Genomic DNA, 15,592 nt, shown 5'->3' on the forward strand with positions numbered 1-15,592 from the left:
TACTTTCGTGAAATGAAGCCAAAAACAAATTTTGCTAGGCTAGTAGAGATTCAGCTTTGGCAAGAGCGGCTTCTAAGCCTGAAACTTCTTTACCGCCAGCGGTGGCGTAGAATGGTTGTCCGCCGCCGCCGCCTTTAATTTCTTTGGCTAACTCTTTCACCATCTGCACAGCGTTCAAGCCTTTACCCGATACCACTTCATCTGACAACATAACGGCCAGCTGTGGTTTTCCGTCTACATCGGCGGCTAGTACCAGCACCAGGTTGTTCACCACAGAGCGTAAGTCGAAGGCCAGTTTCTTCAGGTAATCAGCGTTGCTCACGTCTACTTTAGCCGCCAGGAAGTTCACGCCATTGACTTCACGTACTTCAGAAGCCAGTTTTTCTTTCTGGGCTGTCACTTGCTTCAGCTCAAAGGCCTCTAACTGCTTACGCAGAGCGGCATTTTCATCCTGTAGTTTCTCAATGGCTTTCCCGAATTCCTTCTGCACGCCCAGCACCTGCTTCACTTCCTCAAACTGCGTGATTTGCTCGTCTACAAAAGCTTCGGCTACATCTGCGGTTACAGCCTCAATACGACGCACACCAGCGGCGACAGAGCTTTCGCTTACAATCTTGAAAAAGCCAATGTTACCCGTGTTTTGCACGTGAATACCACCGCACAATTCAATAGAGTACTCTTTGTTGAAGGTAATGACGCGCACAAAATCACCGTATTTTTCGCCAAACAAGGCGGTAGCGCCCAGTTGCTTGGCTTCTTCAATAGGAACATTGCGGCGCTCGTCTTTCTCAATCGACTCGCGGATGCGCTGATTTACTATCTGTTCTACTTCACGCAATTGCTCCTCGGTTACTTTGGTGAAGTGAGAGAAGTCAAAACGCAGTAGTTTATCGCTTACCAAAGAGCCTTTCTGGTTTACGTGGTCGCCTAGCACCTGCTTTAACGCGGCGTGCAACAAGTGCGTAGCCGAGTGGTTCTTTTTAATAAGCGCCCGGCGCTGGCTGTCTACCTTGGCCACCAAGGTTTCTTCTAGATTCTTAGGTAGCTCCGTGGTGATATGGACAATCAAGTCGTTCTCTTTGACAGTATTAATCACTTTCACCTTACCCGAGGCAGATTCCAGGAAACCGGTGTCGCCTATCTGTCCACCGCTTTCGGCGTAGAACGGCGTGCGGTCCAGCACTACATGGTATTCTTTTTTGTTTTTGGCGGTTACTTCGCGGTAACGTACTATGCGAGCCTCTGTAGACTCAGCATCATAAGCCACCCACTCAGTGTCGGTGTCAGGCTGAAGCATTACCCAGTCGCTTTGCTCCGTTTGCGCGGCGTTGCGGGAACGGTTTTTCTGCTGTTCCATCTCAGCGGTAAAGCCAGCCTCGTCAATGGTCAAGCCGCTTTCCTTGGCAATAAGGGCCGTTAAATCCAGCGGGAACCCGAAGGTGTCATACAGTTCAAAGGCGGTCTTGCCGTCAATGGTGTTGCCGTTGGCTTTGAACGAATCTTGTAAGGCATCCAGACGCTTCAACCCGTTCTCCAAGGTACGTAAGAAGGCGTTTTCCTCTTCTTCAATCACGCGCTGTACAAAACCCTGTTGGGCTTTCAGTTCTGGGAACACGTTGGCCAGTTGGTCTGCCAAAACCGGCACGATGGTGTTCAGGAACGGCTTCTTGAAGTTCAGGTATGTAAAGGAATATCGAACCGCACGGCGAAGGATTCGACGAATCACGTAGCCCGCCTTGTTGTTGCTTGGCAACTGACCATCAGCAATTGTAAAAGAGATAGCGCGAATGTGGTCGGCAATTACCCTGATGGCAATGTCCACCTTCTCGTTTTCTCCATACACTACGCCCGCCTCCTTGGCAATGAACTGAATCATCGGCTGGAAAACGTCCGTGTCATAGTTGGACCGTTTGCCTTGGATGGCCATGCACAAACGCTCGAAGCCCATGCCCGTATCTACGTGTTGCGCAGGGAGTTTTACCAAAGAACTATCCGCTAGACGGTTGAACTCCATGAACACGTTGTTCCAGATTTCCACCACTTGTGGGTGGTCATTGTTCACCAAAGATTTTCCGTCTACCTGGGCACGCTCCTCGTCGGTGCGCAAGTCCACGTGAATCTCAGAACAAGGACCGCAAGGACCGGTTTCGCCCATTTCCCAGAAGTTATCCTTCTTGTTGCCCATCAAGATGCGGTCTTCGGCAATCATGGTTTTCCAGATGTCAAAAGCTTCCTGGTCCATTTGCAGGTTCTCAGCAGAATCTCCCTGAAAAACTGAAACGTACAGCCTGTCTTTGGGCAGTTTGTACACCTCAGTTAGTAACTCCCAAGACCATTTGAGGGCGTCCTGCTTGAAGTAGTCGCCAAAAGACCAATTGCCCAGCATCTCAAACATTGTGTGGTGGTAGGTGTCATAGCCTACTTCCTCCAGGTCATTGTGCTTGCCAGAAACGCGCAGACACTTCTGCGTATCTGCCACGCGCGCATACGGTGCCGGCTTGTTGCCCAAGAAATAGTCTTTAAAAGGCGCCATACCAGAATTGATGAACATCAAGGTTGGGTCGTCTTTCACCACAATGGGCGCCGATGGCACAATCTGGTGGCCTTTGGAGGCGAAGAAATCTAGGAACTGTTGACGTATCTGGGCCGAGGTCATGTATTTAAATAATAGCTTTGTAATACGAGGCGCAAAGTCTTGTAAATGCGAAAGAAAAAGCGAATTTTTGCCGTTTCCATACGCACCGCCTCACCTGCAAAAGTAAGCTTTTTTACTAAAATCTGGCGGTCAGTAGAGCGTTTTCGGGCTGTTTTTCAGAAAACAAGCCAAAAACGGTTTTAGTCTTGAGTCGCGAGTCTTGAGTCACGAGTTATTGGTTAGACTCGCAACTCAAGACTCGCGACTCGCAACTCACAAATTATGCCTTACAAAGAACGCGATATAGAAAAACAGTACTACAGCATTGGCGAGGTGGCTGCCATGTTTGATGTGGCCCCTTCCCTCATCAGATTCTGGGAAACCGAATTTGATATCTTAAAGCCAAAGAAAAATAAGAAAGGCAATCGTCTCTTCTCCCCTAAAGACATTGAGAACTTGCGTTTTGTCTACCACTTGGTAAAGGAACGCGGTTACACCATTCAAGGCGCCCGCGAAATGCTCAAAACCCGCGGCGTTCAGGCCCGCGAAAAGTTCGAGATGGTGCAGAGCCTAGAGAAAATCAAAGAATTTTTAACCAGCATCAAGTCTCAATTACCATAATTAGTCGCGAGTTCTGAGTCGCGAGGCCCGTTGGTTGGACTTTCTCAAAAATTTTAACTCTTCCTTAAACCACCGTTTTTGGCTTGTTTTCTAGGAAATAGCCTAAAATCAGTTTCGTTAACTCTTGCTAGTTGCTTGCCGTATTTTCAAATCATATGACTCAGGACTCGCGACTCAAGACTCAGGACTCAAACGATTTGCTGTACCAAGTGGCTCTGCCCTTGATTCCAAGGATTGGCGGAGGGAATGCCCGTACCTTAGTACAAGCTTTGGGTAGCCCTGAGAACGTTTTTTCAGCCTCCTTTGAAAACCTTTCCAAAGTCAGCCGCATTGGGGAGGTATTCGCTAGAAGTATTATTAGTCATAGAGCAGCGGCCCTGAAACAGGCGGAAGAGATTATCCTTCGGGCAGAAAAAGAGCAAGTTCAATTGCTCTATTATACCAACCCCGCTTACCCAGACCGATTGCGCGATTTACCTGATGCCCCGCTCCTGCTGTATTACAAAGGCACCGTCAACCTGAATGCCCAGAAGGTCATCAGCATTGTGGGTACCCGCAAAAGCACCAACTACGGCCATAAAGTCACGGAGCAACTGGTGCAGGACCTGGTCAAGCATGAAGCCTTGGTAGTAAGCGGACTAGCCTATGGGATTGACATTGCCGCGCATAGAGCCGCCTTAAAAGAGGGCTTGCCCACTATAGGTGTGATGGCTAACAGCTTGGAAACCATTTATCCATACGCCCATACCTCAGACGCCAAGCAAATGCTGGAGCATGGCGGCCTGCTCTCTGAATTTCCCTTCGGGACCAAGCCAGATGCGCCGCGCTTCCCTTCCCGCAACCGCATTATTGCCGGCATGGCCGACTGCACCATTGTAGTAGAATCTACGGACAAAGGCGGCTCTCTCATCTCAGCGGACATTGCGCACAGCTATGACCGCGAAGTGATGGCCGTTCCTGGGCCTATTACCTCAGAAACTTCTGAAGGTACCAATCAACTCATCAAAAGTCTGAAGGCCGTGCCTTACACTAGGTTCAAGGACCTGGAAGAACTCTTGAATTGGGACAAAGCGTTGGCCTCGCCTGCAGTACCTAAGACTCCACCCAAACGAGACTTCTCTGGCTTTCCGGAAGACGAGCAGAAAGTACTCAAGCTTTTACAACACGCCGGCCCCACGCACATTGACATTCTTGGCAGGAATACCCAGTTCTCTATGGGACAATTGTCCTCGGTGTTGTTCACCCTGGAAATGAGTGGGCAAATAAAAGCTATGCCAGGAAAACTGTATGGCCTTCTCTAAAACGAACTCTGTGTACATAATCTACAACGGACAATTCCTGCCTGAACAGGATTTAAGACTCCCTCTCACCAACAGAGCCTTTCAATACAACGACGGGTTCTTTGAGACGTTGGTGTGGGAGAAAGGCAGGCTACGTTTACTTGTAGAGCATATAGAAAGGATGCAGGAAGCCGCTTCCACCCTTGGTTTGAAGTTGCCAACTGATTTGAGCCCTTCCAACTTAGAAGAACAGGTAAAGGCCTTAACTGAGATGAATGACTGCTCCGTTTTTGCCAGAGTCAAACTGAAAGTCTGGCGAAGCGGCCAAGGACTTTACATGCCCCAAATTGATACCGTAGATTGGCTTTTGACCGTTCAGCCAATGTCCGCCCCTTCTCGGGAGCCGCTAAACATTGGTATTTGCGCTGGCATTTGTACACAGCCCTCTCCCTTCTCAAGTTTCAAAGGACCACATTCTTTGGTGTATGTTTTGGCCAGCCGCGAGAAAAGGGAAAGGAACCTGGAGGATTTGCTTTTGCTGGATGCGCATGGCCATATTTCTGAACTCACCTATTCCAACATCTTCTGGGCGAAAGCCCTAACCCTTTTCACGCCTTCCCTAGCCACCGGTTGTCTGAACGGAGTTATGCGCCGGAATTTGCTAAAGAAGGCAAACGATGCCGGCTGGATAGTAGAAGAAGAGATATTTCAGCCTGAAGTGCTTCAAGAGGCAGAGGTAGTCTTCAGTTCAAATGTGATGGGCTTGCGGCCTATTCAGTCTATAGAAGGGCAACCGCTTGCGTTAGATTCCAAACTCCTTCAGGAGATTAAGCAATTCGCCTTATGGAGTTAATCGTTTTTGGCCTGTTTTCCAGAAAATAAGCCAAAAACGTCTATTTGCTGGCTGCTGCGTTTCCAGGATTGGCTTTCCAGATTCTGATGAAATTGCCACCCAGGATTTTTTCTATGTCTTTCCGTTTATAGCCTCTCTCTATAAGCGCTTTGGTGATCATTGGATAAGTGGTTACGTCTTCCAACCCTGTAGGTGCCGAACTGATGCCATCATAATCAGAACCCAGTCCTACATGGTCAATCCCGGCTACTTTCACCACGTGGTCAATGTGGTCTATTAACACAGAAATATGCGGATTTAACGTGGCGGTCTCTTCCGGAAATTTCTTGTACAAGGCGTCTCTAAAAGCCAAACCCGACAGCTTTTGTTTCTCCAACACCTCAATGTCTTCTTTGTGCCGGGCAATAAACGCATTCACCCTCTTATTGTAGGTGCTGTCCAGGAACTCAGAGAAGAAATTCAATTGAATCACGCCTCCGTTTTTTGCCAGCGCCTTGAGTTGGTCATCAGTGAGGTTTCGGGAATGCGGACAAAGGGAGGCTGCGCAGCTATGAGAGACCAGAACGGGCTTGGTGGTGGTCTCCAACACATCATAGAAGGTTTTCTCTCCTACGTGCGATAAATCTACTAACATGCCCAAGCTGTTCATGCGCTGCACCACTTGTCTGCCAAAGTCGGTTAAGCCTTTTCGGCCGTTGCCTTTCACCTCATCTGCTGCCGAAGAAGCCCAGGTGGTGCTGTTGTTCCAGGTGAGCGTGAGGTAGCGCACGCCTCGCTGGTAAAAGTGATCTATGTTGTCCAACTTCTCCTCAATCATGTGACCGCCTTCTACGCCTGTGAGCGCCGCAATTTTACCCGCCTTTATGGCTTCCTGCATCTGCTCTGGGGAGTGCACGATCTGTAATTGCTTGGGATTACGTTTGGCCGTGGCTTCCAGAGAATCTATTTGCGCATTGGCGAAGGCAAAGGCTTTTCCCGGCCCATAGGTCTCGTCACAGAAAACGGCAAATACCTGCAGGTCCATTCCTCCTTTTTTCAGGCGGGCAAGGTCTGTGTGCGCCTGGCCAGTCAAATCCTGGTCCATCGCTTTTCCTTCCATCACCACCTGAGATAAAACATCATTGTGTGTGTCTACCAGCAACGCTTTTTGATGGATGCTTTGATAAGATGGCGCGCAGGAATTGAGCATCCCAAGGGAAAGACAGGTCAAGGCGAATCTGGCGGTGCGGTGCATGGAAAGGAGCTAAGGTGTAAACCGAAACCCAGTTTAAGTAAATGCCCCCATTCTACCAAAAGTGACTTTCATTCTTTAGGCCAGAACCTCCCTTTTAACAGTTTGTAAATTTGTTTTTGGGCCGTTTCCTAGAAAACAGGCTAAAAACAAAAGCGGCCAGCCTCTCCTTTTATAAAAGAAAGCTAACCGCTTTTTAATGAAACGAACCTAAAAATTGAGACGAGTTTACACCGTCCAGCGGCCTTCCATGTTTTCCATGTATTTCTGGCCGTTTCCGGTATTGAGCAACAAGACTTGCTCGTGGCTTTGCAACCAGCCCTGGGTTAATAATTTGCGGGCGGCCATCCAGGTGGCGGCGCCTTCGGGGGCCACAAAGATGCCTTCCTTTTGGGCCAGTTCGCGCACGCCTTCCACCATTTCGTCTTCGGTGATGGCCATGACTGTTCCTTCAGACTGTTCCAATACTTCCAGCATCAAAGGCTCGCCTAGTGGTCTTGGCACGGCCAATCCGTTGGCCAAGGTTGGTAAGCCGTTGTACTGTTGGGCGTTGTCCTGTAAACCCAGATAGGTGTCTACCAAAGGCTTGCAGTTCTGGGCTTGCACTGCCACCATGCGGGGCAGTTTGACATTCTCTGGCAACCAGCCCAGGGCTTTCATTTCCTGCAAGGCCTTCCAGATGCCTATAAGGCCCGTCCCGCCACCGGCTGGGTATAAAATAACATCAGGAAGAGTCCAATGCAGTTGTTCGGCTATCTCATACCCCATGGTTTTCTTGCCTTCCAGGCGGTAAGGTTCTTTGAGCGTAGAGACGTCCAGGTATTCACCATGCTGGTTTAAGTGGCGCACGTGCGCGGCGCAGTCATGGATGAGGCCGTCCAGTAAGTGTACTTCGGCTCCGTACCAGTAGCATTCGTCTTTAAAAGCTTTAGGCGTATGGCGCGGCATGACCACCACGGCAGGTAATCCGGCTTTGGCGCAGTAGGCGGCCATGGCCACGCCCGCGTTGCCAGCGGTGGGAATAATGCATTGCTCTACTCCCTTTTCATAGGCTTTGGAAATAGCCATGCTCAGGCCCCTGGCCTTAAAAGAGCCGGTAGGGTTCTTGCCTTCGTCTTTCAAGAGAAGATTCTCAAAGCCGTATTTTTCTCCCAGGGTTTTAAGCGACAGCATGGGCGTAAAACCTTCGCCTAATGAAACTCTAAATTTGTCGTCTAGCAAGGGAAGAACTTCCTGATAGCGCCACATGGTGCCTTCGCGGCCGTTGAGAATGTCTTTAGAAAGGCCGCCTTCCAAGTCATACTGCGCCAGCAAAGGCATGGAGCAGCAATCAGACACGCGCTGCAAGGCTTCATGGCTATATTCATTTCCACATTTTGAGCAGGAAAGTGCAGTTATTTGGCTGATGGTGGTGAGCGTAGACGGGGTCATATCAAGTACATTTTGCCTTGGCAAGTAGGGCAAAGGGTATGACCAAATCAAACGGCCTTTTGGTATAGGCTATTCCATTTTAGAATACTGGCGTTTCATAAACTGGATGAAGTTTTTGTAAGGGGCATTGTTCTCGGTGCCCTTGCGCTGAATAAAATTGAAGGTGCGGTGCACCTCAAAGTCTTTGATGTTCACTTCCACCAACTCCCCCGAGGCCAGTTCCTTCACCACAGCTTGCCTAGGTAAGAAGGCCAGACAGGTATCCACCCGCACAAAGTTTTTCAGGGCCTCAGTGCCACCCAAGCGCACGCGCACGGGTAACTGTGCCAGCTTGATGCCTCTCTGCACCAGGGCGTCTTCCAACACCGCCAAAGTTCCCGAACCGGCTTCCCTAATGGCCAAAGGAATGTTGTACAGGTCCTGCACCTGCAAATTGTGCTTCTTGATGGGATTGCGATGCGAGCATACGGCGATTACCTCATCGGTTAGAAAAGGCGTGTAAGTAACCTGGCTTACTTTGTTGATGCCTTCAATAATGCCCAGATCAATGTCATGGTCCAGTAAAGCTTTTAAGATGTTTTCACTGTTCCGGTTTTTTAGGCTCAGCTGTACCTGTGGGTGCTGGGTCAGGTAGGCAGATAAAACCGGAGGCAGAATGTACAGAGAGATGGTGGTGCTGGCGCCCAAGACCAAGGTAACCTGCGGTTTAAAGTCCTCGCTTAAAAGTGGCATCTGCTGATGGAGCTCGTTCTGGATTTCCTGCACGGCCTCCAGTTTCTCATAGATGAGTTTGCCGGCCGGCGTGAGGCTAATGGTATTGCCGTGCCGTTCAAACAAACCCGTCTTGTAATATTCTTCCAGCGCCTTAATCTGCTTTGAAATAGCCGACTGGCTGATGTACAAGATCTGGCTGGCCTTGGTAAAGCTCAACTGCCGGGCTACTTCAAAAAAGACTCTGTGTTTCTGGGATATCACCGCTGTATGCTTTTGTAGAGGAACGTGGGGCTTTAAATACGGTCCAGGCTGTTTCGAGTGCGCTCGCTGTCCGTTAGATTACCGGTATTGACCGTGCTGGCAGGCTCAAACAACAAAACGGACGCTTCCTTTTCGGCTACGGGCCGGTGCTCTACGCCTCTGGGTACAATCAGAAACTCGCCGGCTTGCACCAACACGTGCTTGTCTCTGAATTCCATGGTGAACTCGCCTTCTACCACCAGAAACAATTCATCTTCATGGTCATGGTGGTGCCAGTCAAAAGCGCCCAGAAATTTAGCCAATTTCACCTGTTGGCCGTTGAGGTCGCCGGCTATCCGGGGATTCCAGTGGTCAGAGAACTGGGCAAATTTTTCAAGTAGGTTTACTTTCTCCATGGGATGTTAATTTTTTGTGCAAGTGAAGATAAATCATCTTAAGCGGCTTTCCATCCTAGTCTTTGAAAATGAGAGGGAATAAAAAAAGCCCCGGTTTTACCGAAGGCTTTTCTTGTAATAATTCAGGTGTCTAACGGGAGCAAATCTTATGCCCTCAAGGTCACCGGTTATCCTTAATGATGGAGCAGTGTTGGCCGATGTCTTCTTTGGCGGCGGGCTTTTAGTTTGTCTGCCAGCACATAAATGTCTCCGTATTCCCTGGAGAATTTAGCCGGGTCTTTCAGCAAAGCATCCATTTTTGAGGGTCCTTTGGCCATAAAGGCATTGCGAAGACGGTTCCAATAAATGGCTACCAGGCCGGCGGCACAAGCAAAGCAAATAAACCCTATCACTCTGTAGGCCGCTACCTCACTGTTAGAAGTAGAAAAGGCCAGGAGGAAAATTCCGGCAAAGAAGCTGAGGGCAAGCAAAGTGGGTAAGTTTTTATTCATAGCATCAACATTAGGGGGTAAATTAATCTTTCTGCGCGCTGAACATATTGGCTAGTGCCAAGGGGGTGGGGCTTTTATTTGTATACGTTTCTATATAGAAAAAGCATATTCTTAAACCATTTATTTTCAAATTTTTAGCGCATACTTTTTGCTCCTCAAAAGCTTTGGTTATGGTGCTTAAGCAGCGGCTGCGCATCTGCTATTTGATGTCTTTTTCTGAGAAAGAGGCCAGATTTGATAGCGGCAATTCATGGTGCAATCATCTTTTTTGCTACCTATGCAAAAGCATCTGCGTACCCCTTACCAGACAGCATTTTCTCAGCCATGAACCTCTCAAAACGTTACCAGCCTTCGCTTGCCCTCTTAACCGATATGTACCAGCTGACCATGGCCCAGGGCTATTGGAAACAGAACCGCGCCGAACAGCAGGCCGTCTTCCACCTGTACTTCCGGAAGAACCCATTCAAGGGCGGTTATACCATTAGTGCGGGCCTGGAAGATGCGATGGATTTGTTGCAGAAATTCGGGTTTACGCAGGAAGACCTGGACTTTCTGGCGCAGGTGAAAAGCAGTAACCAACAGCCGCTTTTTGAGAAGGGTTTTCTAGAGTATCTGGCCCAGTTAAAATTTACTTGCACAGTACATGCTATTCCAGAAGGAACGGCCGTTTTCCCCAATGAGCCGCTGCTACGCATTCAAGGGCCCATTTTGCAATGCCAGTTATTGGAGACTCCCCTGCTTACCATCCTCAATTTCCAGACGCTCATAGCCACCAAAGCCGCGCGCATGGTAGACGTGGCCAAAGGCGATGCCATCATAGAGTTTGGCATGCGGCGCGCTCAAGGTCCGGACGGTTCTTTGTCGGGGACCAGGGCGGCGTTTGTGGGTGGTATTGGCGCCACGTCTAACGTACTGGCGGGCAAGCTGTACGGCATTCCCTTAAAGGGCACGCACGCGCACAGCTGGGTCATGTCTTTTGATGAGGAAGTGGAAAGTTTTGAGGCCTACGCTCATGTGTTTCCAGATGACTCGGTGTTCCTGGTGGACACCTACCATACCCTGGAAGGCGTGAAGAAAGCCATTGTCGTTGCCCAGAAATTACGGGAAAAAGGACATGAGCTGAAGGGCATCAGGCTGGACTCTGGCGACTTGGCTTATTTGAGCATTGAAGCCCGAAAACTTCTGGATGAGGCGGGCTTCCCGAAGGTGTCCATTGTGGCCAGCAATGACCTGGACGAATATCTCATTGAAAGCTTGAAAATACAGGGCGCCCGCATTGACACCTGGGGCATAGGGACAAAGCTCATTACGGCCTATGACCAGCCGGCGCTGGGTGGTGTGTTCAAACTGGCGGCCCTGCAAAACGAGCAAGGTCTATGGGACTACAAAGTGAAGCTCTCTGAACAGCTCATCAAAGTATCCACTCCCGGAATATTGCAGGTGCGCCGCTTCTTTGACAAAGGCACGCTGGTAGGTGACATGCTCTACTCAGAGGACCAAACCATTGCCCAGCCTGCCACCATGGTGCACCCCAACGACCCAACCCAGCACAAGTCCTTCAAAGAATCCTGCACCCATGAAGACCTTTTAGTGCCTATCTTCCAACAAGGTAAACTGGTATACACTTCTCCAACTTTACAAGACATTCAGGCCCGCACCAAACAGCAGGTGGAGAGCTTACATGAAACCTACCGCCGTCTGCTTAACCCGCACATTTATAAAGTGGGTCTGGAACAGCAACTGCACCAAAAGAAAATGGATGTGATTGTGGACCTCCGGAGCCGCGCCGATTAAAGCTTACAAGCTGCTGCTTTGAACGAGTTGACCGCCTTTAGCTAGTAGATCTGCCTTGGCGCGTTCAAAGCCTTCTGAGCTGATGGCGCGGGTGGCGTCTTCTATGAAATAGGTGGCAAAGCCTTCCTGCAAGGCGTCTTTTGCTGTGAAAAACACGCAGAAATCGGCGGCTAGGCCAGCTACGTAGACCTCTGTCACGCCTTTTCCGCGCAGGTACTCTGCCAAGGCCGTAGATTTTAAATGTCCGTTGTCATAAAAGCCGCTGTAGGAGTCAATCTCTGGGTTGGTACCTTTTCTAAAGATGGCCTCTACGCGGTGCATATCAAGTGCAGAAGAGAAATCAGCGCCGGGGGTGCCTTGGATGCAATGGTGCGGCCAGAGCACTTGCTCCAAGCCATTGAGCGTGATGGTGTCAAACACTTTGTTGCCCGCGTGTTGCCCCGCAAAACTCTTGTGGTTGGACGGGTGCCAGTCTTGCGTGGCCACTACTAGATCGAACTTGGGTTGCAGGTGGTTAACCAAAGGAATGATGGCATCCCCGTCTGGCACGGCCAAAGAGCCGCCTGGCAAAAAGTCATTCTGAATATCAATGAGGAGTAAGGCTTTCATAGTTTCGTTTTTGAGGTGTTTTCTGGAAAAGAGGCTAAAAACGGTCAGCGCAAACAGAGCAGTCTATTACCTTATACTGCCAAATCATAACGCTGTTCTATCAAGGCTTTCCCAAAATCGGTGCTTTCCTTCTCCTGGCTCAACTGGAAGCCGTAGCTTTGGTACAGGCTGGCCGCTTTGGTCAGTTCATGCGTGGTCCAGAGGTAAGAAGTTGTATAGCCGCACTCGTGCAGAAAAGCCATGTACAGATCCATCAGTTTTTTTCCCAAGCCCAGCCCACGGTAACCGGGCGTGACGATAAAGTACCGCAGCTGCGCCGCGTCTCCCCTGTCCATGAGCAGCAGAAAGCCCACTATCTTGCCATTATGTTCCGCTACCCACACGCGGTTACGGTCGTCTGTGTACTGCTGGTAAAACTCGGCTAACCCTGCCGCCACGTAGGCTTTAAAGGCGATCCCCAAATTATATTCCTGCCTATACAGCAAGCCGTGCAAATAGGTGATATACCCAATGTCGCCGGGTTGTAAATACGTCCTGATGGTAATGTCTGACAGTGAAATGGAAGCGGCCATGGTGCAAAGATGTAGATTTAGTTGACATTGTAATGTAGGGGCATTTGGCACACGCCCTCACGCATACCTAATCATATGTAGTCAAGTTTACGATGGTTTCTTTACAGTAGAAATGGTAATGCTATGGCAACCAATTGGGCGTATGCTATACGTCCCTACATCCGGGAAATTTCTAAAAAGTGGATGCACGTTTTTGGTCTGTTTTTTGAAAAATAAGCCAAAAACGACCTTGCACGCAAACCTTTAATTCCTCCAAAAGGAAACGAATACCCGTATAGGTGTCAGAGTTACCAATTGAACTGCCTATCAAAAGCCAATGAAAATACTCTGGACCTACCTCAAGCCCTACAAATGGCTCATCTTTCTGTCTTTGCTGTTGGCGGGTGCGGCGCAGTTACTCAATTTGGTAGACCCTATCATCTTCGGGAAGATCATTGATGAATATGCCCTTCGGCAGAAAGCTTTAACCGAGGAAGAATTGGTTTCTGGCGTGTTGCGACTGTTGGCCATTGCGGTGGGTGTGGCGTTGCTGTCCAGACTGGCGAAAGCCATGCAAGAATACGTGGTACGATTGGTGGTCCAGAAATTTGGGATGCAGATTTTTAATGACGGCATCCGTCAGACTCTGCGCTTGTCGTATCAGGAGTTCATGAACCAGCGTAGCGGTGAAACGCTGTCTATTCTGCAAAAGGTGCGCACAGATACTGAGCGGTTCATCAACTCGTTCATCAATATTCTGTTCTCTTCCTTGGTGGGCATCGGGTTTCTGGTTTGGTATGCGGTGACCAAGCATTGGGCGCTGGTGCCGGTGTTCTTGATTGGCATTTTGGTCTTGGGCGGGCTCACCGGTTTGCTCAGCAATAAAATCAAAACCCTGCAACGCAGCATCAACCGCGAAAATAACAAAATGTCGGGTGTCATCACGGAGTCTTTGCGCAACATTGAATTGGTGAAAAGCCTTGGTCTCACCTTTCAGGAAATACGCCGCTTGCGCGACCATACGCAGGAGATTTTTGCCTTGGAAATGGTAAAGGTGCGCAAAGTAAGGACGCTTAGTTTTCTGCAAGGCTCAGCTCTGAGTCTGCTCAAGCAGTCCATCCTGTTCATTTTGCTGTGGCTTATTTTCAGGAAGATTCTGGAACCCGGCGAGCTGATTGCCATGCAGTTCATCACGGCGCAAATCTTCACTCCGCTCCAAGACCTGGGCAACATCATTCTGCTCTACCGCGAAGCCGATGCCTCTATCCAGACCTATGACGCGCTCATGCATCGGCCCATTGAAACCAACCCCGAGGAGCCTATTGAGACTGGCCCAATCCAAAGCCTTCGGTTTGAGAACGTGGTGTTCCGGCACCAAGACTCGGCTACCAATGCCATTGACCACATCTCCCTAGAAGCCAAAGCCGGTGATACCATCGCATTTGTGGGCCCGTCTGGTTCTGGTAAGTCTACGATGGTCAAGTTGCTGGTGGGCTTGTATAAACCCGTAGAAGGCCAGATTTACTACAACGGCATATCTACCAAAGACATCAGGTTTAACCCCGTGCGCCGGCAATTCGGGTTTGTGACGCAGGAGACGCAGTTGTTCTCTGGGACGCTTCGGCAGAACTTACTATTTGTGAAGCCAGATGCCACAGAGGCTGAGATGCTGGATGCGCTGGAAAAAGCCTCGGCGATGACCTTGGTGCACCGCTCAGAGAAAGGCTTGGACACCACCATTGGCGAAGGAGGCATGAAACTGAGCGGCGGCGAACGCCAGCGTATCTCCATCGCTAGGGCCCTGCTCCGCAACCCACGCCTGCTCATCTTCGACGAAGCCACCTCGGCGCTGGACTCCCTCACCGAAGACGAGATCACCGACACCGTAAAGGCCGTTTCCCTCTCCGGCGAGCGCATCACCATCCTCATCGCCCATCGCCTCTCCACCATCCTCCACGCCAACACCATCATCGTGCTAGAGAAAGGCAAGATTGTAGAAACCGGCACCCATGACCAACTAGTAGACCAAAAAGGCCTATACTACGCCATGTGGCGCCAACAGATTGGAGAACGGGTTTAATGATTAATGATTAATGTATAATGATAAGTGAAAAGAGATAAATGAGGAGCGAATAACGGGTGCCGTTTTTAGGCTATTTTCCAGAAAACAGGGCAAAAACGGAATGCTTTTACAAAGCGCAGATTCTCCCCTTGAGGGGAGCGAAGAGGGGTGTTTACACAAGCAGATAAAACATCCGTATAAGCTTTCAATGCCCAACAAAATCATTCCATATCGCCCAGATCTAAAAGAGAAAGCGAGACACCTTCGCAAGAACAGCACATTATCCGAGGTTCTACTTTGGAATGAAATCAAAGACAAAAAACTCGGGTTTCAATTCCACAGGCAGATGCCCATGCTGAATTATATTGTTGACTTTTACAGCCATGAACTACAGCTCGCCATTGAGGTAGATGGTGACAGCCATGATGAAAAAGAGAAGTATGATTCTGTTAGAGAGCAGGAGTTGAAAGAGTATAGGGTGCGCTTTTTACGCTTTCAAGACATTGATGTAAAGCGGAACATTAAATATGTGCTGGATGCGATTTATTACTGGATTGAAGAGAACCAACAGAAGTAATCCTTTAATGTAGACACCCCTCTACGCTCCCCTCATGGGGAGAATCTGCACTGGGTGAAGGCTAACCGTTTTTGGCCTCTTTTCCAG

The 15,592-nt window shown here is 49.5% G+C and carries 14 protein-coding genes; 6 read left to right on the forward strand and 8 right to left on the reverse strand.

Annotated elements, in window-relative coordinates; translation table 11 throughout:
- Positions 1–34: 34 nt before the first annotated feature.
- Entirely contained in the window at positions 35–2,656 is a 2,622-nt protein-coding gene (gene alaS / locus GU926_RS02710; protein ID WP_160688776.1) for an alanine--tRNA ligase, read from the reverse strand.
- 261 nt (positions 2,657–2,917) lie between these two features.
- Here alaS and GU926_RS02715 point away from each other — a divergent pair, with 261 nt between their 5' ends.
- The 3 genes from GU926_RS02715 (at position 2,918) to GU926_RS02725 (ending at position 5,389) form a co-directional block, all read left to right on the forward strand.
- On the forward strand, positions 2,918–3,256 hold the full coding sequence (locus GU926_RS02715; RefSeq protein ID WP_160688778.1) for a MerR family transcriptional regulator: 339 nt from the start codon (positions 2,918–2,920) through the stop codon (positions 3,254–3,256).
- 155 nt (positions 3,257–3,411) lie between these two features.
- Entirely contained in the window at positions 3,412–4,557 is a 1,146-nt protein-coding gene (dprA, locus tag GU926_RS02720; protein ID WP_160688780.1) for a DNA-processing protein DprA, read from the forward strand.
- Between the two features lie 10 nt (positions 4,558–4,567).
- A complete protein-coding gene (locus GU926_RS02725; protein WP_160688782.1) occupies positions 4,568–5,389 on the forward strand; it encodes an aminotransferase class IV in 822 nt (273 codons plus the stop codon).
- Positions 5,390–5,429: 40 nt separating this feature from the next.
- Here the strand turns inward: GU926_RS02725 and GU926_RS02730 are convergent, their stop codons facing one another.
- The 5 genes from GU926_RS02730 to GU926_RS02750 form a co-directional block, all read right to left on the reverse strand.
- On the reverse strand, positions 5,430–6,623 hold the full coding sequence (locus GU926_RS02730) for a dipeptidase (RefSeq protein WP_198001453.1): 1,194 nt from the start codon (positions 6,621–6,623) through the stop codon (positions 5,430–5,432).
- 225 nt (positions 6,624–6,848) lie between these two features.
- Positions 6,849–8,051 carry a threonine synthase gene (locus tag GU926_RS02735; protein WP_160688784.1) on the reverse strand — a complete coding sequence of 401 codons (1,203 nt, stop codon included), beginning with the start codon at positions 8,049–8,051 and terminating at the stop codon, positions 6,849–6,851.
- Between the two features lie 69 nt (positions 8,052–8,120).
- Positions 8,121–9,026, reverse strand: a complete 906-nt coding sequence (locus GU926_RS02740) for a LysR substrate-binding domain-containing protein (protein ID WP_160688786.1) — start codon at positions 9,024–9,026, stop codon at positions 8,121–8,123.
- 32 nt (positions 9,027–9,058) lie between these two features.
- Complete coding sequence (locus GU926_RS02745; RefSeq protein WP_160688788.1) at positions 9,059–9,421, reverse strand: cupin domain-containing protein; 363 nt, start codon at positions 9,419–9,421, stop codon at positions 9,059–9,061.
- A 173-nt stretch (positions 9,422–9,594) separates the two neighbouring features.
- On the reverse strand, positions 9,595–9,912 hold the full coding sequence (locus tag GU926_RS02750) for a hypothetical protein (protein ID WP_160688790.1): 318 nt from the start codon (positions 9,910–9,912) through the stop codon (positions 9,595–9,597).
- Positions 9,913–10,236: 324 nt separating this feature from the next.
- On the opposite strand from GU926_RS02750, the gene GU926_RS02755 reads away from it, so the two are divergent.
- Positions 10,237–11,706, forward strand: coding sequence for a nicotinate phosphoribosyltransferase (locus GU926_RS02755; protein WP_160688792.1), 1,470 nt, complete (start codon positions 10,237–10,239; stop codon positions 11,704–11,706).
- Positions 11,707–11,709: 3 nt separating this feature from the next.
- Here GU926_RS02755 and pncA read toward each other — a convergent pair whose 3' ends face one another.
- Both pncA and GU926_RS02765 read right to left on the reverse strand, forming a co-directional pair.
- Complete coding sequence (gene pncA / locus GU926_RS02760) at positions 11,710–12,315, reverse strand: bifunctional nicotinamidase/pyrazinamidase (protein WP_160688794.1); 606 nt, start codon at positions 12,313–12,315, stop codon at positions 11,710–11,712.
- 71 nt (positions 12,316–12,386) lie between these two features.
- On the reverse strand, positions 12,387–12,887 hold the full coding sequence (locus GU926_RS02765; protein ID WP_160688796.1) for a GNAT family N-acetyltransferase: 501 nt from the start codon (positions 12,885–12,887) through the stop codon (positions 12,387–12,389).
- A gap of 316 nt (positions 12,888–13,203) precedes the next feature.
- Between GU926_RS02765 and GU926_RS02770 the strand changes: the two genes are divergently transcribed.
- Together GU926_RS02770 and GU926_RS02775 are read left to right on the forward strand one after the other, a co-directional pair.
- A complete protein-coding gene (locus GU926_RS02770; RefSeq protein WP_160688798.1) occupies positions 13,204–14,946 on the forward strand; it encodes an ABC transporter ATP-binding protein in 1,743 nt (580 codons plus the stop codon).
- A gap of 190 nt (positions 14,947–15,136) precedes the next feature.
- Entirely contained in the window at positions 15,137–15,505 is a 369-nt protein-coding gene (locus GU926_RS02775) for an endonuclease domain-containing protein (protein WP_160694550.1), read from the forward strand.
- Positions 15,506–15,592: the final 87 nt, after the last annotated feature.

The sequence above is a fragment of the Nibribacter ruber genome, assembly GCF_009913235.1.
Lineage (GTDB): Bacteria > Bacteroidota > Bacteroidia > Cytophagales > Hymenobacteraceae > Nibribacter > Nibribacter ruber.

What these genes read in the sequence shown, in the direction of transcription:
- GU926_RS02735 (WP_160688784.1), bottom strand. Translation starts at nt 8,051, where the DNA reads ATGACCCCGTCTACGCTCACCACCATCAGCCAAATAACTGCACTTTCC.
- GU926_RS02730 (WP_198001453.1), bottom strand. Translation starts at nt 6,623, where the DNA reads ATGCACCGCACCGCCAGATTCGCCTTGACCTGTCTTTCCCTTGGGATG.
- GU926_RS02770 (WP_160688798.1), top strand. Translation starts at nt 13,204, where the DNA reads ATGAAAATACTCTGGACCTACCTCAAGCCCTACAAATGGCTCATCTTT.
- GU926_RS02745 (WP_160688788.1), bottom strand. Translation starts at nt 9,421, where the DNA reads ATGGAGAAAGTAAACCTACTTGAAAAATTTGCCCAGTTCTCTGACCAC.
- GU926_RS02755 (WP_160688792.1), top strand. Translation starts at nt 10,237, where the DNA reads ATGAACCTCTCAAAACGTTACCAGCCTTCGCTTGCCCTCTTAACCGAT.
- GU926_RS02715 (WP_160688778.1), top strand. Translation starts at nt 2,918, where the DNA reads ATGCCTTACAAAGAACGCGATATAGAAAAACAGTACTACAGCATTGGC.
- pncA (WP_160688794.1), bottom strand. Translation starts at nt 12,315, where the DNA reads ATGAAAGCCTTACTCCTCATTGATATTCAGAATGACTTTTTGCCAGGC.
- alaS (WP_160688776.1), bottom strand. Translation starts at nt 2,656, where the DNA reads ATGACCTCGGCCCAGATACGTCAACAGTTCCTAGATTTCTTCGCCTCC.
- dprA (WP_160688780.1), top strand. Translation starts at nt 3,412, where the DNA reads ATGACTCAGGACTCGCGACTCAAGACTCAGGACTCAAACGATTTGCTG.
- GU926_RS02765 (WP_160688796.1), bottom strand. Translation starts at nt 12,887, where the DNA reads ATGGCCGCTTCCATTTCACTGTCAGACATTACCATCAGGACGTATTTA.
- GU926_RS02750 (WP_160688790.1), bottom strand. Translation starts at nt 9,912, where the DNA reads ATGAATAAAAACTTACCCACTTTGCTTGCCCTCAGCTTCTTTGCCGGA.
- GU926_RS02775 (WP_160694550.1), top strand. Translation starts at nt 15,137, where the DNA reads ATGCCCAACAAAATCATTCCATATCGCCCAGATCTAAAAGAGAAAGCG.